The 18,446-nt window shown below is 68.4% G+C and carries 13 protein-coding genes; 8 read left to right on the top strand and 5 right to left on the bottom strand.

Annotated features, from left to right (window positions below):
* Positions 1-150: 150 nt before the first annotated feature.
* From MKK75_RS26285 to MKK75_RS26265, 4 genes are all read left to right on the top strand, one after another.
* Positions 151-981, top strand: coding sequence for a collagen-like protein (locus MKK75_RS26285; protein WP_244045428.1), 831 nt, complete (start codon positions 151-153; stop codon positions 979-981).
* A gap of 215 nt (positions 982-1,196) precedes the next feature.
* A complete protein-coding gene (locus MKK75_RS26280; protein ID WP_409567614.1) occupies positions 1,197-1,949 on the top strand; it encodes an alpha/beta fold hydrolase in 753 nt (250 codons plus the stop codon).
* On the top strand, positions 1,942-3,936 hold the full coding sequence (locus MKK75_RS26270) for a PAS domain S-box protein (protein WP_279594144.1): 1,995 nt from the start codon (positions 1,942-1,944) through the stop codon (positions 3,934-3,936). The genes MKK75_RS26280 and MKK75_RS26270 overlap by 8 nt, the downstream gene beginning before the upstream one ends.
* A gap of 626 nt (positions 3,937-4,562) precedes the next feature.
* Positions 4,563-6,743, top strand: a complete 2,181-nt coding sequence (locus MKK75_RS26265) for a tetratricopeptide repeat protein (protein ID WP_244045427.1) — start codon at positions 4,563-4,565, stop codon at positions 6,741-6,743.
* A 196-nt stretch (positions 6,744-6,939) separates the two neighbouring features.
* Here the strand turns inward: MKK75_RS26265 and MKK75_RS26260 are convergent, their stop codons facing one another.
* Positions 6,940-8,157, bottom strand: coding sequence for a TIGR03862 family flavoprotein (locus MKK75_RS26260; RefSeq protein WP_244045426.1), 1,218 nt, complete (start codon positions 8,155-8,157; stop codon positions 6,940-6,942).
* A 346-nt stretch (positions 8,158-8,503) separates the two neighbouring features.
* Here MKK75_RS26260 and MKK75_RS26255 point away from each other — a divergent pair, with 346 nt between their 5' ends.
* Both MKK75_RS26255 and MKK75_RS26250 read left to right on the top strand, forming a co-directional pair.
* Positions 8,504-10,036 carry an MDR family MFS transporter gene (locus MKK75_RS26255; protein WP_244045425.1) on the top strand — a complete coding sequence of 511 codons (1,533 nt, stop codon included), beginning with the start codon at positions 8,504-8,506 and terminating at the stop codon, positions 10,034-10,036.
* Positions 10,037-10,196: 160 nt separating this feature from the next.
* On the top strand, positions 10,197-11,231 hold the full coding sequence (locus tag MKK75_RS26250; RefSeq protein ID WP_244045424.1) for a TerC family protein: 1,035 nt from the start codon (positions 10,197-10,199) through the stop codon (positions 11,229-11,231).
* A 210-nt stretch (positions 11,232-11,441) separates the two neighbouring features.
* On the opposite strand, the gene dusA is transcribed toward MKK75_RS26250, so the two are convergent.
* A complete protein-coding gene (gene dusA / locus MKK75_RS26245) occupies positions 11,442-12,461 on the bottom strand; it encodes a tRNA dihydrouridine(20/20a) synthase DusA (RefSeq protein ID WP_279594143.1) in 1,020 nt (339 codons plus the stop codon).
* Positions 12,462-12,959: 498 nt separating this feature from the next.
* On the opposite strand from dusA, the gene MKK75_RS26240 reads away from it, so the two are divergent.
* The gene (locus MKK75_RS26240) at positions 12,960-14,537 is read left to right on the top strand and encodes a methyl-accepting chemotaxis protein (RefSeq protein WP_244045423.1); all 1,578 of its coding nucleotides are present in this window, start codon (positions 12,960-12,962) and stop codon (positions 14,535-14,537) included.
* A gap of 16 nt (positions 14,538-14,553) precedes the next feature.
* Here MKK75_RS26240 and MKK75_RS26235 read toward each other — a convergent pair whose 3' ends face one another.
* On the bottom strand, positions 14,554-15,429 hold the full coding sequence (locus tag MKK75_RS26235) for an SDR family oxidoreductase (protein WP_244045422.1): 876 nt from the start codon (positions 15,427-15,429) through the stop codon (positions 14,554-14,556).
* A 496-nt stretch (positions 15,430-15,925) separates the two neighbouring features.
* Between MKK75_RS26235 and MKK75_RS26230 the strand changes: the two genes are divergently transcribed.
* Positions 15,926-16,138, top strand: coding sequence for a hypothetical protein (locus MKK75_RS26230; RefSeq protein ID WP_244045421.1), 213 nt, complete (start codon positions 15,926-15,928; stop codon positions 16,136-16,138).
* Between the two features lie 310 nt (positions 16,139-16,448).
* Here the strand turns inward: MKK75_RS26230 and MKK75_RS26225 are convergent, their stop codons facing one another.
* Together MKK75_RS26225 and MKK75_RS26220 are read right to left on the bottom strand one after the other, a co-directional pair.
* Positions 16,449-17,252, bottom strand: coding sequence for an outer membrane protein (locus tag MKK75_RS26225; protein WP_244045420.1), 804 nt, complete (start codon positions 17,250-17,252; stop codon positions 16,449-16,451).
* A gap of 434 nt (positions 17,253-17,686) precedes the next feature.
* Positions 17,687-18,259, bottom strand: a complete 573-nt coding sequence (locus tag MKK75_RS26220) for an urease accessory protein UreE (RefSeq protein ID WP_244045480.1) — start codon at positions 18,257-18,259, stop codon at positions 17,687-17,689.
* Between the last annotated feature and the right edge of the window lie 187 nt (positions 18,260-18,446).

The following is an 18,446-nucleotide window of genomic DNA, read 5'->3' as shown; positions in this document are numbered from 1 at the left end:
CGTCCGTGCAGCAGCTTGGCCTGTGGATGGGTGTGGACGCCTGTGGAATCAGCGGCAGCCGCCGGTTTCAACGGTTACGGTTGACCGCAATCGCAGGGTGGGCCCACACGTCGGCTGCCGCGTGCCGGACGCGGCCCAGACGGACCGCGCATGCGCTCGACCCTCGCTCTCCCGCTCCTGCTCGCCTTGTCGGGGGCGGCGCTGGCCCAGCAACCGGCGGATCCGGGTGGGGCGGCCCCATCTGTCCCGGGACGCCCGGCCCGGGCGCAGGCCCGGCCTCCGCAGCAGCCGAACCAGCCGATCATGGTCTACGACGCCCGCATCGAGGCCGGCGACCTGCGGATCTCGGGCTCGGTGCGCAAGCCCGGCGCCATCGTGGTGCTGGACGACGACATCTCGATCCAGGCCGACCGGCGCGGCCGGTTCGTCTTCCGCGTGCCCTACCGGCCCGCGACCTGCGTGGTGACGCTGAAATCCGAGCCGGACGAGCGCGAGGCGGTGGTGGCGAACTGCGCCCCCGAGGGGCCTCCGGGTCCGCCCGGCCCTCAGGGCGCCGCAGGACCGCCCGGTGAGACGGGGGCCAAGGGGGATGTTGGGGCCAAGGGGGATCAAGGTCCGCGGGGTGAAGCGGGACCCAAGGGCGAAGCGGGGCTCCAGGGTCCGGCCGGTCCGCAGGGCGCACCCGGCCCGAAGGGCGAGCCGGGCGAGAAGGGGAGTCCGGGCCTCCAGGGCCCTCCGGGACCGCGGGGTCAGGCCGGAACGCCGGGCGGGACGGGCGCGCGGGGGGAGGCCGGCCCATCCGCCGCCCTGAGGCCGGTGCGCAAGTCCGACTGCGCGGGCGGCTGCACCGTGACCTGCGAGGCCGGGGAAACGCTGGTCACCGCCCGTTGCCTCAAGGCCGGCACCCCGACCTACGACGGGGAGGGCGCCGCTTGCCCGACGGAAGCCGCGGGGATCCTCGGCTTGTGCACGCGGCCTTAGGGCCTGAACACACTGCGCTGGATCGTGATTGGCAGCTCTCGACCCGTTGCGGACCCTCGGAAGGCCCGCTTCATGGCTGTCGTCGAGACCAAGATGTATCGACGTTGATCAGCGCTTTCCGTGGATGCATGCTAGACCGAGAGTTCAGAAGGAGCTCAAGCTTGTCGGTCGTTCTACGGCACAACGTGAGGCAGGCCGGTGCCGATGGGACCGCCATGGTCTTCGCCCATGGCTTCGGCTGCGACCAGAACATGTGGCGTTTCGTGGCGCCCGCGTTCGAGGACCGCTACCGCACGGTGCTGTTCGACCATATCGGCGCCGGCGGCTCGGACCTGTCGGCCTACGACGCCGGGAAGTACGCCTCGCTGGACGGCTACGCCGACGACGTGGTGGAACTCTGCCGTGCCCTGGACGTCCGCGGCGGGATTTTCATAGGCCATTCCGTCAGCGCCATGATCGGTGTCCTGGCCTCGAAGAAGGCCCCGGAACTGTTCGCGAGCCTCGTCCTGGTCTGCCCTTCGCCGCGCTACCTCGACGACGACGGCTACGTCGGCGGCTTCAGTTTTCAGCAGATCGAGGAACTGCTCGACTTCCTCGATACGAACCACATGGGTTGGTCCCAAACGATGGCGCCGGCGATCATGGGGAACGCCGACCGCCCCGAACTCGGCGATGAACTGATAAATAGCTTCTGCCGCACAGACCCAGACATCGCCAAGCGGTTCGCCCGAACCACCTTCCTAGCCGATAACCGCGCCGATCTCGCGGGCGTGACGGCGCGCTGCCTCGTCCTGCAAAGCTCGGAGGACGTGATCGCGCCTCGTGAAGTTGGGGAATACGTCCACCATCACCTGCCAAACAGCGCGTTCGTCCTGCTCGACGCGACAGGCCATTGCCCGAACCTGAGCGCGCCCGACGTGACCATCGCAGCCATCGAGGGGTTCCTGCGGGAAGCGGGGCTTGAATGAGGCGACGCCCGATCCCCGGGCGCAAGATGCTGACGACCTCGAGGATCTGTTCGAGAACGCGCCCTGCGGCTACGCCTCGGCGCTCCCGAACGGGCGCATCTCCAAGGTCAATCGCACGCTCGCGACGTGGCTCGGCCACACCAACGAGCATCTCGTCGGCCGCCGTTTCCTCGACCTGCTGAACATCGCCGGCAAAATCTACTACGAGACTCACTTCGCGCCGCTTCTACGCATGCAGGGCTTCTTCAACGAGGTGGCTCTGGACCTCGTGCGCGTGGATGGCACGACACTGCCGGTCCTAGTCAACGCTGTGGTGCGCCGGGACGAGGAAAGCGAGATACGGTTCATCCGGATCACCGTGTTCAACGCTTCCGACCGCCGGCGCTACGAGCGCGAGATGCTGGAGGCGCGACGGTCTGCGGAGCGGGCTACGGCCGCACTGCAGGACCTGAATGCCACCCTCGAAACCCGGGTCGCGGATCGTGTCCGCGCCCTGGAGCAAGCTTGGCGGCTGTCACCGGATCTACTGGCTATCGCCGATGGGCAGGGGACGTTCCTCGCCGTCAACGCGGCCTGGAAGGTCTTACTCGGCTGGGAGGTCTCCGACCTCGTCGGGCAAAGCTTCGTCGGATTCACGCACCCGGACGACTTGGAGGGGACACAGGCTGCCCTCGGCCGCATCATGACGGCCCCGATGGTCGCGCCCTACGAGTACCGCCTCAAGCACGCGGACGGCACCTATCGCCGGTTCTCCTGGACGGGCGTTTTCGAGGGCGGCCAAATCTACGCGACCGGACGGAACACGACCGTCGAGCACGAGCAGGCGGCCGCCCTGAGCCGCGCGGAGGAGGCCCTGCGCCAGTCGCAGAAGCTGGAGGCCGTGGGTCAGTTGACCGGGGGCGTCGCGCACGACTTCAACAATCTGCTGACCATCATCCGCTCATCGGTCGATTTTCTGAGGCGTCCGGACCTGCCCGAGGAGCGGCGGGCCCGCTACATGGACGCCGTTTCCGACACGGTCGACCGCGCCGCCAAGCTCACCAGCCAACTCCTCGCATTCGCCCGGCGGCAGGCGTTGAAGCCCGAGGTGTTCGACGTCGGGGACCGCCTTCGTCGGATCGCCGACATGCTCAACACCGTGACCGGTGCCCGCATCCATGTCGTCACCGAGATCTCGGATATGCCGTGCTTCGTGAAAGCCGACGTGAGCCAATTTGAGACGGCACTCGTCAACATGGCGGTGAACGCGCGAGACGCCATGGATGGCGCGGGCACGCTGACCCTTCGGCTCGACGACACGGGCAACCTGCCACCCATCCGCGGGCATGCCGCCGCATCCGGCCAATTCGCGTCCATCTCTCTGACGGATACCGGCGCCGGGATCGTACCAGAACAAATCGATCGGATCTTCGAGCCCTTCTTCACCACCAAAGAGGTCGGCAAGGGTACCGGGCTCGGCCTCAGTCAAGTCTTCGGCTTTGCCAAGCAGTCGGGTGGCGACGTCGAGGTCCAGAGCGCGCTCGGCCAGGGCACCACCTTCACGCTTTATCTGCCGATGATCGCAGCGGAGGCGTCCGCGCAGCCAGCGCCCGTTGGCGACGGCGAGGATTTCCCGATCGGTGATGGTCAGTGCGTTCTCGTTGTCGAGGACAACGTCGAGGTCGGCCGGTTCGCTACCCAAATCCTGGAGGATATTGGTTACAGGACAACGTGGGCCTCCAACGCCGAGGAGGCTCTGGAGAAGCTTGGGGTGGACGGCAGCGGCTTCGACGCGGTTTTCGTCGACGTGGTCATGCCGGGCATGGGCGGGATCGAGCTGGCCAAGATCCTGCAGCTCCGGATGCCGGACCTGCCTCTCCTGCTGACGTCGGGCTACAGCCATGTGTTGGCTCAAGACGGTCTCGACGGCTTGCAGCTCGTGCATAAGCCTTACTCGGCAGACCAGCTCGGGCGTATGCTCGGAAAGTTGGTGCCACGGCGGCCCTGAGCGGTCGGCCGAATTGCTGGATCGCTGGACTAGGGCGGCGGTTACTTGTCCGCTTTGGAGCAAAAGACCAGGGCCTGCGCTCACCTATTCCGTTGAGGAACCCGGGGCCGGGTCGATGCAGTCCCGCGGACCGCTTCAGCCGTAGACGGTCCTGCCATCGCGTTGTTTTGGAATTCGCTCCGGTGGTGGGACGGCATCGGCCATTTAAGAACAGTCTTCAAAAATAATGCTTCAAACGCCGCCTCAAGTGCTGCCTCCGCGTTTTTCTAACAACAACGACCCATTGCGGATGCTACCGGGCGCCAGGTGGACAACTTGGCCCTGGCTTCGACCTGCTCGAGCAGCCGTTGTACCCCAGTCACGTGCCACCGTCCGCCGCACTCTGAAGGAATCCTGGCCTGCCCCCATCTGGCAGTAGGCCACAGGTGCCTGGCGAGGATCTTCACTGAAGCGGTGTAAAGGAGGCCTTGCGGACGCGAGGATCGCGTTAAATACGTCGCTACAAATGACTCAGCTGAAAGATTTCAACGATTTAACCACGTGGATGGACAGATATTTTATAACAAGACGTTTACGTTCCGTTAAGCATCCCTCCTGATGGTGATGCGACCTCGGAAGGACACGTGATGAAGCCGAGTGGCTTGATTCGGAAGCCGGATGCTCTGGTAAGCAAGATCCTGGACAAGGCCACAGCGCATCACTCAGCTGGACGCCTGCAAGATGCCGCTTGCCAATACAGGCGTTGTCTAGACCTTGAGCCGGGACATGCGGCCGCGCATTACAATCTCGGCGTGATCGCTACGCTGTTGCGCGACCATGCACGTGCGGTTTTTCATCACACCGAGGCGCTTCGCGCCGCTCCGGACATGCCCGCACGCTGGGTAGCCCTCGCAGGAGCGCTTCTCGCCTCCGACAGGGTGAACGATGCTCGGGCAATCCTCGAACGCTTCCTGACGTACGGCTTCCCGAAAGAGATCGTGTCCCGGGAATGCCGGCCGCTCGTGATGATGCTCGGCGCCAATGCCCGCATTGCCTTCGACTCAAAGCAGTTTGAGGAGACCGAGCGCCTGCTCGAACTCCTCATCCTACTCGACGCGGATAATGCCGCGGCCGTGCATCTCGCCGGCCTGGTCGCCCTGCGCACTGGGCGCGTGCAGCACGCTGTCGACCTGCTCACCATCGCGGTCTATCGTGACGGCACCAACGCCACTTACTTTGCCGATCTCGGGCTCGCCTTCCGGGACAGCGGCAACCTCGTGGCCGCAGGCTCGGCCTTCGAGAAGGCCCTCGAACTTGACTCGGCGTTGGACAAAACCCGCGTCGATCTGGCCGATCTCTACCAAGTCACAGGACGCCTTCAGAACGCCGCAGCCTGCTGGCTTGAGCTAATCGCCCGGGTTCCGGGTTCAGCCGAGATGCACAACAACCTCGGAGCGGTATTGCACAGGCTCGGGCGCACCGAGGCGGCCGTCGCCGCCTTCGAGAAAGCGCTGGCGCTCAATCCCGCTGCCGCCTTCGCGCATGGCAACCTTGTTTATACGCGGCTCTATGTCGAATGTGGTTCGGCGGAGGACTTCGCGGAGATGGCCAAGTCCTATGGCCGCCGCCACGCCGACGCGTTACGGCGCCTGCGGCCTTTCGCCAATGACCCCAGCCCAGATCGGCGGCTGAACATCGGCTTTGTCTCAGCGGACTTCCGCGATCACCCGGTGGTACGGTTTCTTGAACCCTTTCTCATTCATGCCGACCGGGAACGCTTCGACTTCTTCGCCTATAGCAATGCCAGCTGCGACGACGCGGTGACCGAGACGCTGAAAGCCCACTTTAAGACTTGGCGTCCGATTGACCGACTCGACGACGAGGCCGCAGCGGACCTGATTGAGTCCGATCGCATCGACATCTTGGTAGACTTATCCGGCCATAGCGGCGGCAACCGCTTGTCGGTCTTCGCGCGCAAGCCTGCACCAGTTCAGGTGACCTGGATCGGCCTGCCGGCCACCACGGGGCTGGCAGCCATCGACTACCGCCTCACCGACGCGATCTACGACCCGGTTGGAGAGACAGAGCACCTGCATTCCGAAATGCTCTGGCGGATTGCCGGCACCGGTATCTGCTATCAGCCGTTCCTGCCAGCGCCGGATGTCGCCGAGACTGCACCCTTCGTAGAAAACCGCTACGTTACTTTCGGTTGCTTCAATCGCTTCGAGAAGCTGACGGACGACGCGCTCACGGCCTGGGGCGCCATCCTCGCTGCGGTTCCTGACGCGCGGCTGATGCTGATCATCGCCGATATCGACGATCCCAGGACGCGTGGGGACGCGGAAGCACGTCTTACCACCTGCGGACTACCGCTGGATCGGATCGCCTTCGCACCCCGCAATACAACCAACCGCTATGCGATGCATCGCAGCGTCGACATCGCGCTGGACCCGTTCCCGTTTAACGGCAACACCACCACCTTCGACACGCTCTACATGGGCGTACCTGTCGTAACGCTCGCCGGCCCACGGACGGTCGCGCGTGTCGGCGCCGCCATTCTCGGGCTCATCGGCCTGTCGGAACTGATCGCGCGCGACGTCGACGGCTACGTCGCAATCGCCCGCCGTCTCGCCGGTGATCCAGACCAACTTTTGCGCATGCGCAGCGGCTTACGCGAACGACTGATCGCCAGTCCCCACATGGACCACGTCGGTCACGCACGGGAAGTTGGAACGGCCCTCACCGGGATGTGGCGACTTTGGTGTGCCGAGTCCACGTCGCGCGAGGTGTTTGCCGGCATGCATGAAGACGCACAGTCGGCCGATTGATCGGGATGGGCGCACCGCTGCCAGTTTGGCAGCATACCGAGCGCACTTCCGGTGGCCGCGTGACAAGTTCGTACGGAAGACAGGCCGAGAGCAGACCGTCTGTCTACCACCCCGAGCCGAATTTGCTTGTCGGCCTGATCGGCCCCCTCTCGGACATCGTCACGGCCAAGCTGATCGGGTTCGGACCCTGAAAACCTCAGCCGCCGGTCTCGGCCAGCCAGTCGAGCATCCCGGCGGCGGCCGCCCGGCCGCCCGCGATGGCGCCCTGGAGCAGGTAGCCGCCGGTCGGGGCTTCCCAGTCGAGCATCTCGCCGGCCAGGAACAGGCCGGGACGGTCGCGCACCATCGACCGCCCGTCGAGGGCGTCGAGCCGGACCCCGCCCGCCGTCGAGATCGCCCGCTCGATCGGCGCCGGGGCGGTGAGGGTGAGCGGTGCGGCCTTGATCAGCCCGGCGAGCGCCCCGGGATCGGCCGGGAGGGCCGAGCCGGCCGCCTCGCGCAGGAGGCCCGCCGCCACGGGCGGGAGCCCCGCGGCCTTGCGCAGCCGGGTCGCGGCCGAGTCGCCGGGCCGGGCGCCGGACAGGCGGCGGGCGAGGGCGTCGCGGCTGAGATCGGGGCGCAGATCGAGGACGAGTTCGGCGCTGCCACGGGCTACGATCGCCTCGCGCAGGATGCGCGACAGGGCGTAGACCGCCCCGCCTTCGAGGCCGTCTCGCGTGACCACGGCCTCGCCCCGCGCCGCGGCGCCGTCGCAGGCGAGCGCGATCCGCTTCAGCGGCGTGCCGGCGAAGCGCGTCCGGAACACGGCCGACCACGCCACCGCGAACCCCACATTGGCCGGGCGCAGGGGCGCCACCGCCACGCCGAGCCCTTCGAGGAGCGGCACCCAGCGTCCGTCCGAGCCGAGCCGCGGCCAGCTCGCCCCGCCGAGCGCCAGGAGGGTCGCCCGGGGCCGGAATGCGAGGGGGCCGTCCGGGGCCTCGATCGTCAGCCCCGCGCCGAGCGCCGTGAGCCGGTGCCGGGTCCGGATCCGGACGCCGAGGCGGTCGAGCCGCGCGAGCCACCCCCGCAGCAGGGGCGAGGCCTTGAAGCTCCGGGGGAAGACGCGCCCGCTCGATCCCACGAAGGTCGGCTCGCCGAGCTCCGCGCACCAGTCCCGCAGGGCCTCGGGCGGGAAGGCCGCGATGGCGGCGTCGAGGGAGCCGAGCGGGTGGTAACGGGCGAGGAAGTCGGCCCGCGCCTCGCTGTGGGTGATGTTGAGGCCGCCCCGCCCGGCGATCAGCAGCTTGCGCGCGACCGACGGCATCCGCTCGTAGACCGTGACCGCGCGGCCGGCCTCGCCCAGCACCTCGGCGGCGGCGAGCCCGGCCGGCCCGCCACCCACGATGGCGATCTCGTCCCTGTCCTGCGGCATGTGCCCGGAGAGCGGCAGGCAGCCCTTCCTGTCAAGGGCGGGCCCGTGGTGAGCTGGCTGAAGTCGGGCCGCTTCGCGGCAAATCCCGTGCTGGCTCCCGGGTCGCATTCCGCTGGCGCTGCATGCGCCCGGGAAAGGGAAGCGATTCTTTCTGCACTGACCCTTTCCCGGGCAGGTGCAGCGCAGCGGAACCTGATCCGGGAGCCAGCACGGGACTCGCCGCGAAGCGGCTCCGCACCACCGGAACCCGGACCCGCAGAACAAAATTCCCCTTCGTCCCCGAAGCTGCCGTGATCGACGCGCCAGGCTCGGCCGCGCCCACCCCGAACCGCAGAGGCTCAGACACGTGGCCAGCCCCGTCGCCATCACCGGGACCCCGAGCATCCCCGCCCCGCAGGCCCAGCTCGGCCCGCTCGAGATCCGCGCGATCGTCTACGGCCTGATGACCGCGATGCTGCTCGCGGCCCTCGACCAGACCATCGTGGCAACCGCGATGCCGACCATCGGGCTGGCGCTGGGGGACGCGGCCAACCTCCCCTGGATCGTCACCGCCTACCTCCTGGCCTCTACGGCGGTGACGCCGCTCTACGGCAAGCTCTCCGACATTCACGGCCGGCGGATCATGCTGCTGATCGCCATCACGACCTTCGTGCTCGGGTCGGTCGCCTGCGCCCTCGCCCCCACGATGGTGGCCCTCGCGCTGGCCCGGGGCCTCCAGGGGATCGGCGGCGGCGGGCTGATCGCGCTGTCGCAGACCATCCTCGCCGACATCATGTCGCCCAAGGAACGGGCGCGCTACCAGGTGGTGATCGCGGGGGTGTTCGTGGCGGCCTCGGTGGCGGGGCCGCTGCTCGGGGGGTTCTTCGCCCAGCACCTGCACTGGTCGCTGATCTTCTGGATCAACCTGCCGATCGGAATCCTCGCCTTCCTGCTGACCAACGCCAACCTGAAGCGCCTGCCGCGCCACGAGCGCCGCCACCGGCTGGACTGGCCCGGGGCCGCCCTGATGGTCTCCGGTTCGATCGCCCTGCTGCTCGCCCTGAGCTGGGGCGGCGTGCGCTATCCCTGGGGCTCGGCGCCGGTGCTCGGCCTCCTCGCCCTGGCCCTCGTGCTCGGCGGCGGCTTCGCGGCGCGCCTCGCCACGGCGCCCGAGCCGCTGATCCCCACCGAGGTGCTGCGCAACCAAGTGGTCTACAGCGCGACGCTCGCCGCCTGCTTCGCCATGGGCACCTTCATCGGGCTCACCATCTACGTGCCGATCTTCCTCGAAGGGGTGATCGGCCTCTCGGCGAGCGAGTCCGGCGTGGCGCTGGTGCCGCTGATGGTCGGCACCGTCACGGGCGCGACCCTGTCGGGCCGGTCGATGATCTACTTCCGGCACTACAAGCGCGTGCCGCTCGCCATGATGAGCCTCAGCATCGCCTGCTGCGCCGTCATCGCGTGGCAGGGCCGGGCGCTGCCGTTCTGGCTGATGGAGGTGTTGTTCGCCCTGCTCTCCATGGGGATCGGGACGATCCTGCCGCTCTCGACCATCGCGATCCAGAACGCGGTGGCGCGCCACCAGCTCGGCATCGCCACCGCGGCGATGAATTTTTTTCGGTCCCTCGGAGGCGCCCTGATCGTGGCGGCGTTCGGTACGATCGTGCTCGGCGGCGCCGCGGGTGGGGCAGGGGGTCATGGGACAGGGGGGCACGACATCGAGAGCCTGATCCGCGGCGCCGACCCGGCGCAGCTCGCCCTGACCTTCCGGTACGTGTTCGCGGCGGCGTGCCTCGGCCTGCTGGCGGCCTTCGCGTTCCTGGCTCTGTTGGAGGAGCGGCCGTTGGGTGGGCGCCCGGCGCCGAAGATGAGCGGCGCGCCGGAGACGCCGCAAGGGTGATCCGGGCTTCAGCGGAACGAGGCCGCGCGCCTGCCCTTGATTCGCCCGGATCACCGCTTACCTCGGCACCATCGGCTGCGGGCCCCTCTGGCGGGCGCTGTCCAGCGCCCGTGATGTCGGAGCCGATGCTTTCCATTCGGAATCAGCATCAGGTCCCCGCATGATGGACGTCCTCACCGTCGTATGGCTCGGCAAGCCGTTGTGGATGTGGCTCGGCTTCCACGTCCTGATCGCATGCCTGCTCGCCTTCGACCTCGGCCTCCTGCACCGGGACAAGGAGCACGAGATCGGCGTGCGGGAGAGCCTCCTGCTCACCGGCTTCTACCTCGCCCTCGGTCTCGCCTTCGGCGGCTGGGTCTGGTGGTATCTCGGGGGCCAGGCCGGCCAGGAATACGTCGCCGGCCTCGTGGTCGAGAAGTCGCTGTCCATGGACAACGTCTTCGTCATCGCCATGATCCTCACGGCGCTCGGCGTGCCGCGGGCCGCCCAGCACCGGGTCCTGCTCTGGGGCATCCTGGCGGCCGTGCTGCTGCGCGGTTTGATGATCGGGCTCGGCGCCGCGCTGGTGCATCAGGTGCACTGGGTGCTGTCGCTGTTTGCCGCCTTCCTGATCTATGCCGGCCTGAAGATCCTACTCTCGGGCGACGAGGAGGCGGGCGACTTCCAGAACAGCGCCGTGGTGCGCTGGTTCAAGAGAACCTTCCGGGTCACGCCCGACCTGCACGGCCAGCGCTTCGCGATCCGCAGGACCGACCCGAAGACCGGCAAGGTCGCCCTGTGGTTCACGCCGCTGGCGCTCGCCCTGGTGCTGGTCAACGGTGCCGACGTGATCTTCGCGGTCGACAGCGTGCCGGCCATCTTCGCGATCACCACCGACACCTTCGTGGTCTACACCTCCAACATCTTCGCGATCTTGGGGCTGCGCGCCCTCTACTTCGCACTCGCCGCGATGGTGGACCGCTTCGCGTATCTCAAGACGGCGCTCGCCTTCATCCTGATCTTCATCGGCGCCAAGATCGTGGTCGCCGACACGTTCGAGCTCGTCGCAGTGCCGCCCTGGGTTTCGCTGGTGGTGACGCTGGCCTTCCTGGCGGCGGGCGTCGCCTACAGCCTGTGGCGGACCCGCACCGATGCGCCGGCTCCGGTCTCGGAGGAGCCAGGGCACCCGCACACGGCGCGGGCGCACAGGGCCTGAAGGCCGGCTCGTTCCGGCCCCGAACAGAGATCCGACGCCGTCGCGGGGACCCGCGAAGGAGCCGTCCGGATCATCCGAGGACCGCTTATGTCGTGCGGGTTCCCTCAGGTCCCGCCGGCGCTCCACCTGCCCGGAACAGGCGCGCCCGGGATCTCCGGGCCGGCACCCTGGAAAGGCCACCCTACGGGCATTGGGTATGACAGCTTCAGCTCACGCGGCCCGCGCCTCGGGGGTGGACCGGGAGACCAGCGCCACGGCTTCCCGCAGGGTGGCGAGATCGGCGTCGGGCCGCATGGCGTGGGTCGAGAGGTGGCGCCGGTAGGCCCGAGCGCCGGGCCGGCCGTTGAACAACCCGAGCATGTGGCGGGTCACCGCGTGCAGGCGCTCGCCCTGGGCGAGGACCCCGGCGATGTAGGGCTCGAACGCCGCGACGGCCGCGAAGGCGTCGGGGGCCGGCGCGGGCACGCCGAACAGGTCGGGATCGACGCCGAGCAGCAACGCCGGTTCGGCATAGGCGGCGCGGCCGACCATCACGCCGTCGACCTCGGCGAGCCGCGCCTGCACGGCCTCGAGGTCGCGCAGACCGCCGTTGACCGCGATCGGCAGGCCGGGCAGCCTCCGCTTCAGCCGCGCGGCCCGGCCGTAGTCGAGGGGCGGCACGTCGCGGTTCTCCTTGGGCGAGAGGCCCTGGAGCCAAGCCTTGCGGGCATGGACGATCAGCCCGTCGACACCGGCGGCCACCACCGCGTCGGCCAGGGCATCGAGGGCCGCCTCGGGGTCCTGATCGTCGACGCCGATGCGGCACTTCACCGTCACCGGCACGGCGACCGCGGCCTTCATGGCGGCGACGCACGCGGCCACCAGGGCCGGCTCGCGCATCAGGCAGGCGCCGAAGCGGCCCTCCTGCACGCGATCGGACGGGCAGCCGACGTTGAGGTTCACCTCGTCGTAGCCGAACGCCGCGGCGATTCGCGCCGCCTGCGCCAGCTCCGCCGGGTCCGACCCGCCGAGCTGGACGGCGACCGGGTGCTCCACCGCCGAGAACGCCAGCAGGCGCTCGCGCGGCCCGTGCAGCACGGCGCCGGTGGTCACCATCTCGGTGTAGAGCCGCGCGCGGGCGGAGAGCGTCCGGTGGAACGCCCGGCAATGTCGATCCGTCCATTGCATCATCGGGGCGACGGAAAAGCGCCATCCGTTGAGCGGCTCAAAGATATCGTCGCGATTGGTCATGTGAGGTTGTTCTGGCGCGCTCCGCTGCGCGCTGCCGCCGAGACCGGAGGAACCGGCCGGCACGTGCTCGAAAGAGAGGGTCGTCGAGGATACCATGCGCGGGGCGCGGTCCCAAACGACTGCGCCCCGCGCATGCTCCGGCATGACGCTGTCCCGCGCGGCGGTCCGGGCACCTGCCGGGCAGGAAGACTTGGTCACAGCGGGCCACCCATATCACAGGTCCTCGGCCGCCCTTCGCGGCCATCGCATCCCTAGAATGTCGGTCCGCGAGACACATCTTCTGGTATTATAGACTTTTCTTGGAAAATCATATGTGATGAACCTGATATCTTTCGACGGCATGACATAAGATTGCGGAATACTGCAATTTTGACGGCATCTTTTTTCAGAAACATACTTGTCATGACGATCGGAAGAAAGATATTTTGTATTTTATCAGGCTGTCTACTGGTGTTCACCGCGATCATCGTTCTACAGTTGCTTTCCGTGGAACGGGTCATGTTGGACGGCCGCAAGGCTGCGATCCGCTATCAAGTCGAAGCAGCGCGCGGTATCGTCGCCGCCATGGCCAAGCAGGCGGAGGCCGGGACGATCTCCGCAGACGAGGCCAAGCGCAGGGCGGGCGACGCGCTGCGGGCGATGCGCTTCAACGGGGCGGATTACGTCTTCGCCTACAGCGCGGCGCCGGGCGATCTCGGGCGCAACGTGGTGCATCCGGACCCCAAGATCGAGGGCACCAAGTCCCGCGACGACGCCGCGATGATGAAGACGTTCGTGGGTGCGATGATCACGCGCGCCAGCGAGGGCGGGGGCTTCACCGAATACCGGTGGCCGCATTCCGGGCAGACCGAGCCCGCGCCCAAGGTCGCCTACTCGCTGGCCTTCGAGCCCTGGCAATGGGTCATCAACACCGCACTCTTCGTGGACGACGTCGAGGCCATGGGCCGGGCGCAACTGGTCGACACGCTGCTCTGGCTGGTTCCGCTCTGCCTCGTCGTCGCGGTGGCCGGGATCCTGCTGGTCCGCAGCATCGCCAGGCCGCTCGCCGCCTTCACGGACGCCCTGCGCCGGCTCGCGGCCGGCGAGATGGGCATCGTCATCCCCGGCGTTCGTCGGCGCGACGAGATCGGACACATGGCCCAGGCCGCCGGCGTGTTCCGGGACAGCATGATCCAGGCACAGACGCTCTCGGCGGAGCAGCGCGCCGAGCAGGCCAAGCGCGAGGAGCGCGGTCGCTGGATCGAGGATCTGGCCCGCAGCTTCGATCAGAGCGTCAGCGCGCTCCTGAAGGAGGTCGACACCGCGGCGACCGGGATGCGGCAGGCCTGTCAAGCCATGTCGCAGACCGCCGTCCAGACCGCTGCGGAGGCCGGCACGGCGGCGCAATCGGTTCAGCAGGCCTCGGCCAACGTGCAGACCGTGGCGGCCGCCACCGAGGAATTGACCACCTCGATCGCTGAGATCGGCAGGCAGGCGATCCGGTCGGCGGAGATCGCCGGGCAGGCGGTCTCGGAGGCCGGGCGCACGGATCGGCAGATCCAGGGCCTCGCCACCACGGCCGAGCGGATCGGCGAAGTCGTGCGGATCATCTCGATGATCGCCGGGCAGACCAACCTGCTGGCCTTGAACGCCACCATCGAGGCGGCGCGCGCCGGCGAGGCCGGCCGGGGTTTCGCCGTCGTGGCCGCGGAGGTGAAGGGCTTGGCCGAGCAGACCGCCAAGGCGACCGAGGAGATCACCGCACAGATCGGCGCCATCCAGCACGAGACCGCTGTGGCGGTCGAGGCGGTTCAGTCGATCGGCCAGACCGTCGGCACGATGAACACGATCGCGACGGCCATCGCCGCGGCGGTGGAGCAGCAGCGCGCCGCCACCGGCGAGATCTCCCGCAACATCGAGGAAGCGTCCCGGGGGACCGACGCGGTGAGCGGGACCGTGGTCTCGACGGCGGCGGCGGCGGACGAGACGCGGCGCGTGGCCCAGGATGTCGGCGACGCGGCCGGCGGGGTAAGCCAGGGCGCGGAGGCCCTGCGCGCCGAGGTGGTGCGCTTCCTCGCCGACATGCGCGCCGCCTGAGTGGCGCCGGGCGGTCTCAGAACACCGGCATCGCCCCCGCCACCGTGACGAGCGCGCCCGACGTGTAGCTGCTCTCGTCCGAGGCCAGCATCACATAGGCCGAGGCGAGCTCGGCCGGCTGGCCCGGGCGGCCGAACGGCACCTGGCTGCCGAACGACGTCACTGCGTCCTGGCTCATCCCGGCCGGGATGAACGGGGTCCAGATCGGCCCCGGCAGCACGCCGTTCACGCGTATCCCCTTCTCGGCCAGCAATTGCGCGAGGCTCAGCACCATGTTGCTCAGGGCGCCCTTGGTGGCGCTGTAGGCCATCAGTGTCGGCATCGGGTGCTTCGAATTCACCGACGAGGTGAAGATCACCGAGGCGCCGGGCTTCAGGTGGGGCAGCGCCGCCTTGGTCACGTAGAACGGCCCGAACACGTTCGTGCGGAAGTGGTCCTCGAAGATGGCATCCTCGATGGCGCCGAGATCCCGGTTCGGCTGCTGGAACGCGCCGTTGTTGACCAGCACGTCGAGACGCCCGAACGCCTCGACGGTCCGGGCGACGATCTGAGGCCCGTAGGCGGCATCCTTGAGGTCGCCGGGCAGGAGCAGGGCGCGCCGGCCCGCCTTCTCGATCCACTGGCCCACCGCCTCGGCGTCCGCCTGTTCCTCCGGCAGGTACGAGATCGCGACGTCCGCCCCCTCCCGGGCGAACGCGATGGCGACGGCGCGGCCGATGCCGCTGTCGCCGCCGGTGATCAGCGCCGCCCGCCCGGTGAGCTTGCCCGAGCCCGCATAGCTCGCCTCGCCATGATCGGGCTCCGGCTCCATGCGGCCGGTCCTGCCGGGGAACCCCTGCGGCTGAGCCGGGAAGGGCGGGCGGGGATACTTGTGCAGCGGATCCGTGGTCACGCGTCGTCTCCGGTTGGGATGCCGGTCCAACGGTGAGGTCTCCGGGGTGTTCCCCGCCGCGTCGCCGTGCCCGATCCGGCGGATCGCGGGTCCGATTCCGTGCCGGAGCGGGGCCGGACCGGGCCCGACGCCGACACAGCTCAGCAACAGGCGCGCATCAGTCTCGGCACCGAGGAGGCGCCACCATGATTGAATATCAACCCGACGATCGGGCGGCCCGCGTGATCGACCGCGTCCTGCTCTGCGCCGCGATGCTCTCGCTCACCTTCGGTCTCGCCACCGGCCTCTGGGGCCTGCTGCAGTGAATCCGCCGCTGAAGGCGGTCGCGGGTCGCGACCGGTGATCCGGATCGGCCGCCCGGGGCGGCGCGGATCCGACGGGACCGCCGGTGCGCTGATCGGTGTGGGGCTCGTGCTGCTCGTTCTGGCGCTCCTGTTCGCGGGCTTCCCGTGAACGGACGCTTCGAGCCGTGGCCCGGCGATGGCGATCGGTCGCGATGCTGAACCGGGTTTTGCTCGTGGCCACCCTGCTCGCGGTCGCCGCCTTCCTCATCTATCTGGCAAGCCTCGCCCGCGACGCGCTCTCGCCGAACGAGACCTACGCCTCCAGCATCGGGCTGACCCTCGACCAGTGCGTCTCGGCGCAGGACGGCCTCAAGCCGGAGGAGGCCCGCGGCTATTGTCGGCGTCCCGTGCCGAAGCGCCTGTGAACGGGCGCCGAGGCTGATCCACAATGCGGACCGCCCTCGGGGGCGCGCGCCGGGGCGTTCTCCAAGTCCGGCGCGCCGTCGCTTGGAGGCGCGCCCGATCGCATCACCACAGTACATGAGAACGATGCACCGACAGGCTTGGCCTGCGCGACGGCTCCCTCTCCCGCCCGGGAGAGGGGACCGGCGCCGCGTTCGGCGGGGATGGCGTGAAAGTCGTCGACCGTGCGCGTTACAGCCGCGCGCGGCACCCAGCCGATGTTGTCACGCGCGCTCTTGCGCCGAACCGGTGTCCACTTCGGCGGAGAGCGCCCTAGCTGCCGAACTTGTAGTTCAGCCCCACGCGGCCCAGCACGCCCTCGTTCTGGAAGCGCGTGACGTAGGCACCCTGGCCGCGGCCGATCGCCGGCAGCGGAAGCGTGCTGCGGCCGAGGTCGTAGTACAGCGCCTCGGCCTTCACCGTCACCGCGTTGGAATGAAAGACGTTCAGGAACGAGTCGGTCGGCATGGCGAATTCGATGCCGCCGCCAGCCGCGTAGCCCGTCTCGAAGCGCGAACGGGTACCGGAGAAGACGGGTTCGCCCCACGGCGTCTGGAAGGTGGCCCGCTCCCTGTCGGCCGCGTAGGCGAAGCCGCCGGTTCCGTAGACCAAAACGCGATCGAAGGCGTAGCCGACGCGGCCACGCACCGTGCCGAGGAAGTCTCCTGTCTGCCGGTAGGTGCTGATGCCGCCCTGTCGGCCAACGACCCTGCGGGTGCGGTTCAGGTCCGTATAGCTCGCATCGGCCTCGAGGCCGACCACGAAGCCAGAGCCCGGGGTGAACTGATAAGTGTAGCCGAGCTGCCCCCCGACGGTGAACCCGTCCTGCGGCAGCGGCAGGGCGCCCGGGCGATTTCGGGTCCGGACGCCGTTATTGCCCGGGTAAACGCCCGCCGACTGCACCGTGTCCTTGGTCGTCGTGATGTAACCGGCGTTGACGCCGAAATACGCGCCCGTCCAGCTGAAGATCGGGACGGGGATCGGCGCAGGCGGGAGCGCGCGGCGGGGCAGATCGGCGGCCGAAGCGGCGGCCGTCAAGGCTGCGAAGGCTGCGGCGAAGACAAAAACCCTGCTCATGTGGACCGTTCCAAGATTAAGACCCTGGATCGGATGTAGCGACGGATCGGCCTGGAGGCTGTGATCGAGCTGCAACAGTGCACCCCGTAGCATATTGCCGAATTATTCATGAAAAATATATGATTTCTAGCGCTGTATCGTAGTGTAAATCTATCCTCTGCGCGCAATCCGTGCTTTCCCAAGGCAATATAACCAGATTCGATATTGAAATGTGGGCCGGCAATCATCCGCAATTCAGACCGCGCGCGGGCTCTCGAAGGGGCCGCTAAACACGGGCGGCTCCCGATCGGGTCGCGATCGGGAGCCGCTTCGATCCGGGACTTCCCCGCCCGGACCACGAACAGGTCGCTCAGTCCGCTTCGAGGGCGTGCTCAAAGCCGGTGTTCTGAGGCGCCCCCGGCGCCGGATCGGCGGCGACCTCCGCGGAGAGCATTCTAGTGATCGTGGCTGCAGCCCGGGCCGTGTTCGTGGCCGTGGTGGTGATGGTCGTGGTCATGGTCGTGGTCATGGCCGTGATGATCGTGTCCATGATCATGCTCACGGTGATCGTGTCCGTGATCGTGGCCGCAGGTGCTGTGATCGTGCGCCGCATGCTCGGGCCGGAAGGGCCGCGAGACCGGGCTCGCGAGGCAGCCCTGGCCGCGCACCAGCTCGGCCGCGGCGGCGGTCGCCGGGACGTAGAGCGCGTCCGCGGCGATCTCGGCGGGCATGTGGCTGCTGCCGAGCTGCCACGCCAGGCGCATCAGCCGAGCCGGCTTCTCGGCGCGCACCTCGTACAGATCCTGCGCGGCCGCCCGCACCGCGACGAGCCGACCGTCGTCGAGGCGCAGCGCATCGCCGTCATCCAGGGCCGCGGACTTGGCGAGCGACACCGTGAAACCGAGCCCGCCCTCGGCCACCAGGGTTTCGGGGAGCGCGGACCGGCCTTCATGGTCGAGGCTCACCGCGTCGACGACGCGGTCCGCCCGCACCGCGGCCCGGCGGACGATCGTGGTGGCTGTCGGCATGGCCGTCGGCTCGGGCGTCGACATGCGTGGAATCCTCGGACTTGGCGCCGCGGCCCCCGGCCGGGGGCCGCCTCAGGGGGCGAGGCATAGGGCGAGACGGGAACCGGGCGCAACTCCGGTCTCGCTCCGATGGAACCTTAGCCGTAGGGTCGCCATTGCATTGCTGCTAAGCTCGGGCCGATCCGCC

The sequence above is a fragment of the Methylobacterium sp. J-030 genome (assembly GCF_022829545.1).
Classification (GTDB): Bacteria; Pseudomonadota; Alphaproteobacteria; order Rhizobiales; family Beijerinckiaceae; genus Methylobacterium.
Note: the sequence above shows the minus strand (reverse complement) of the source record. Positions and strands in the feature narration are given on the sequence as shown.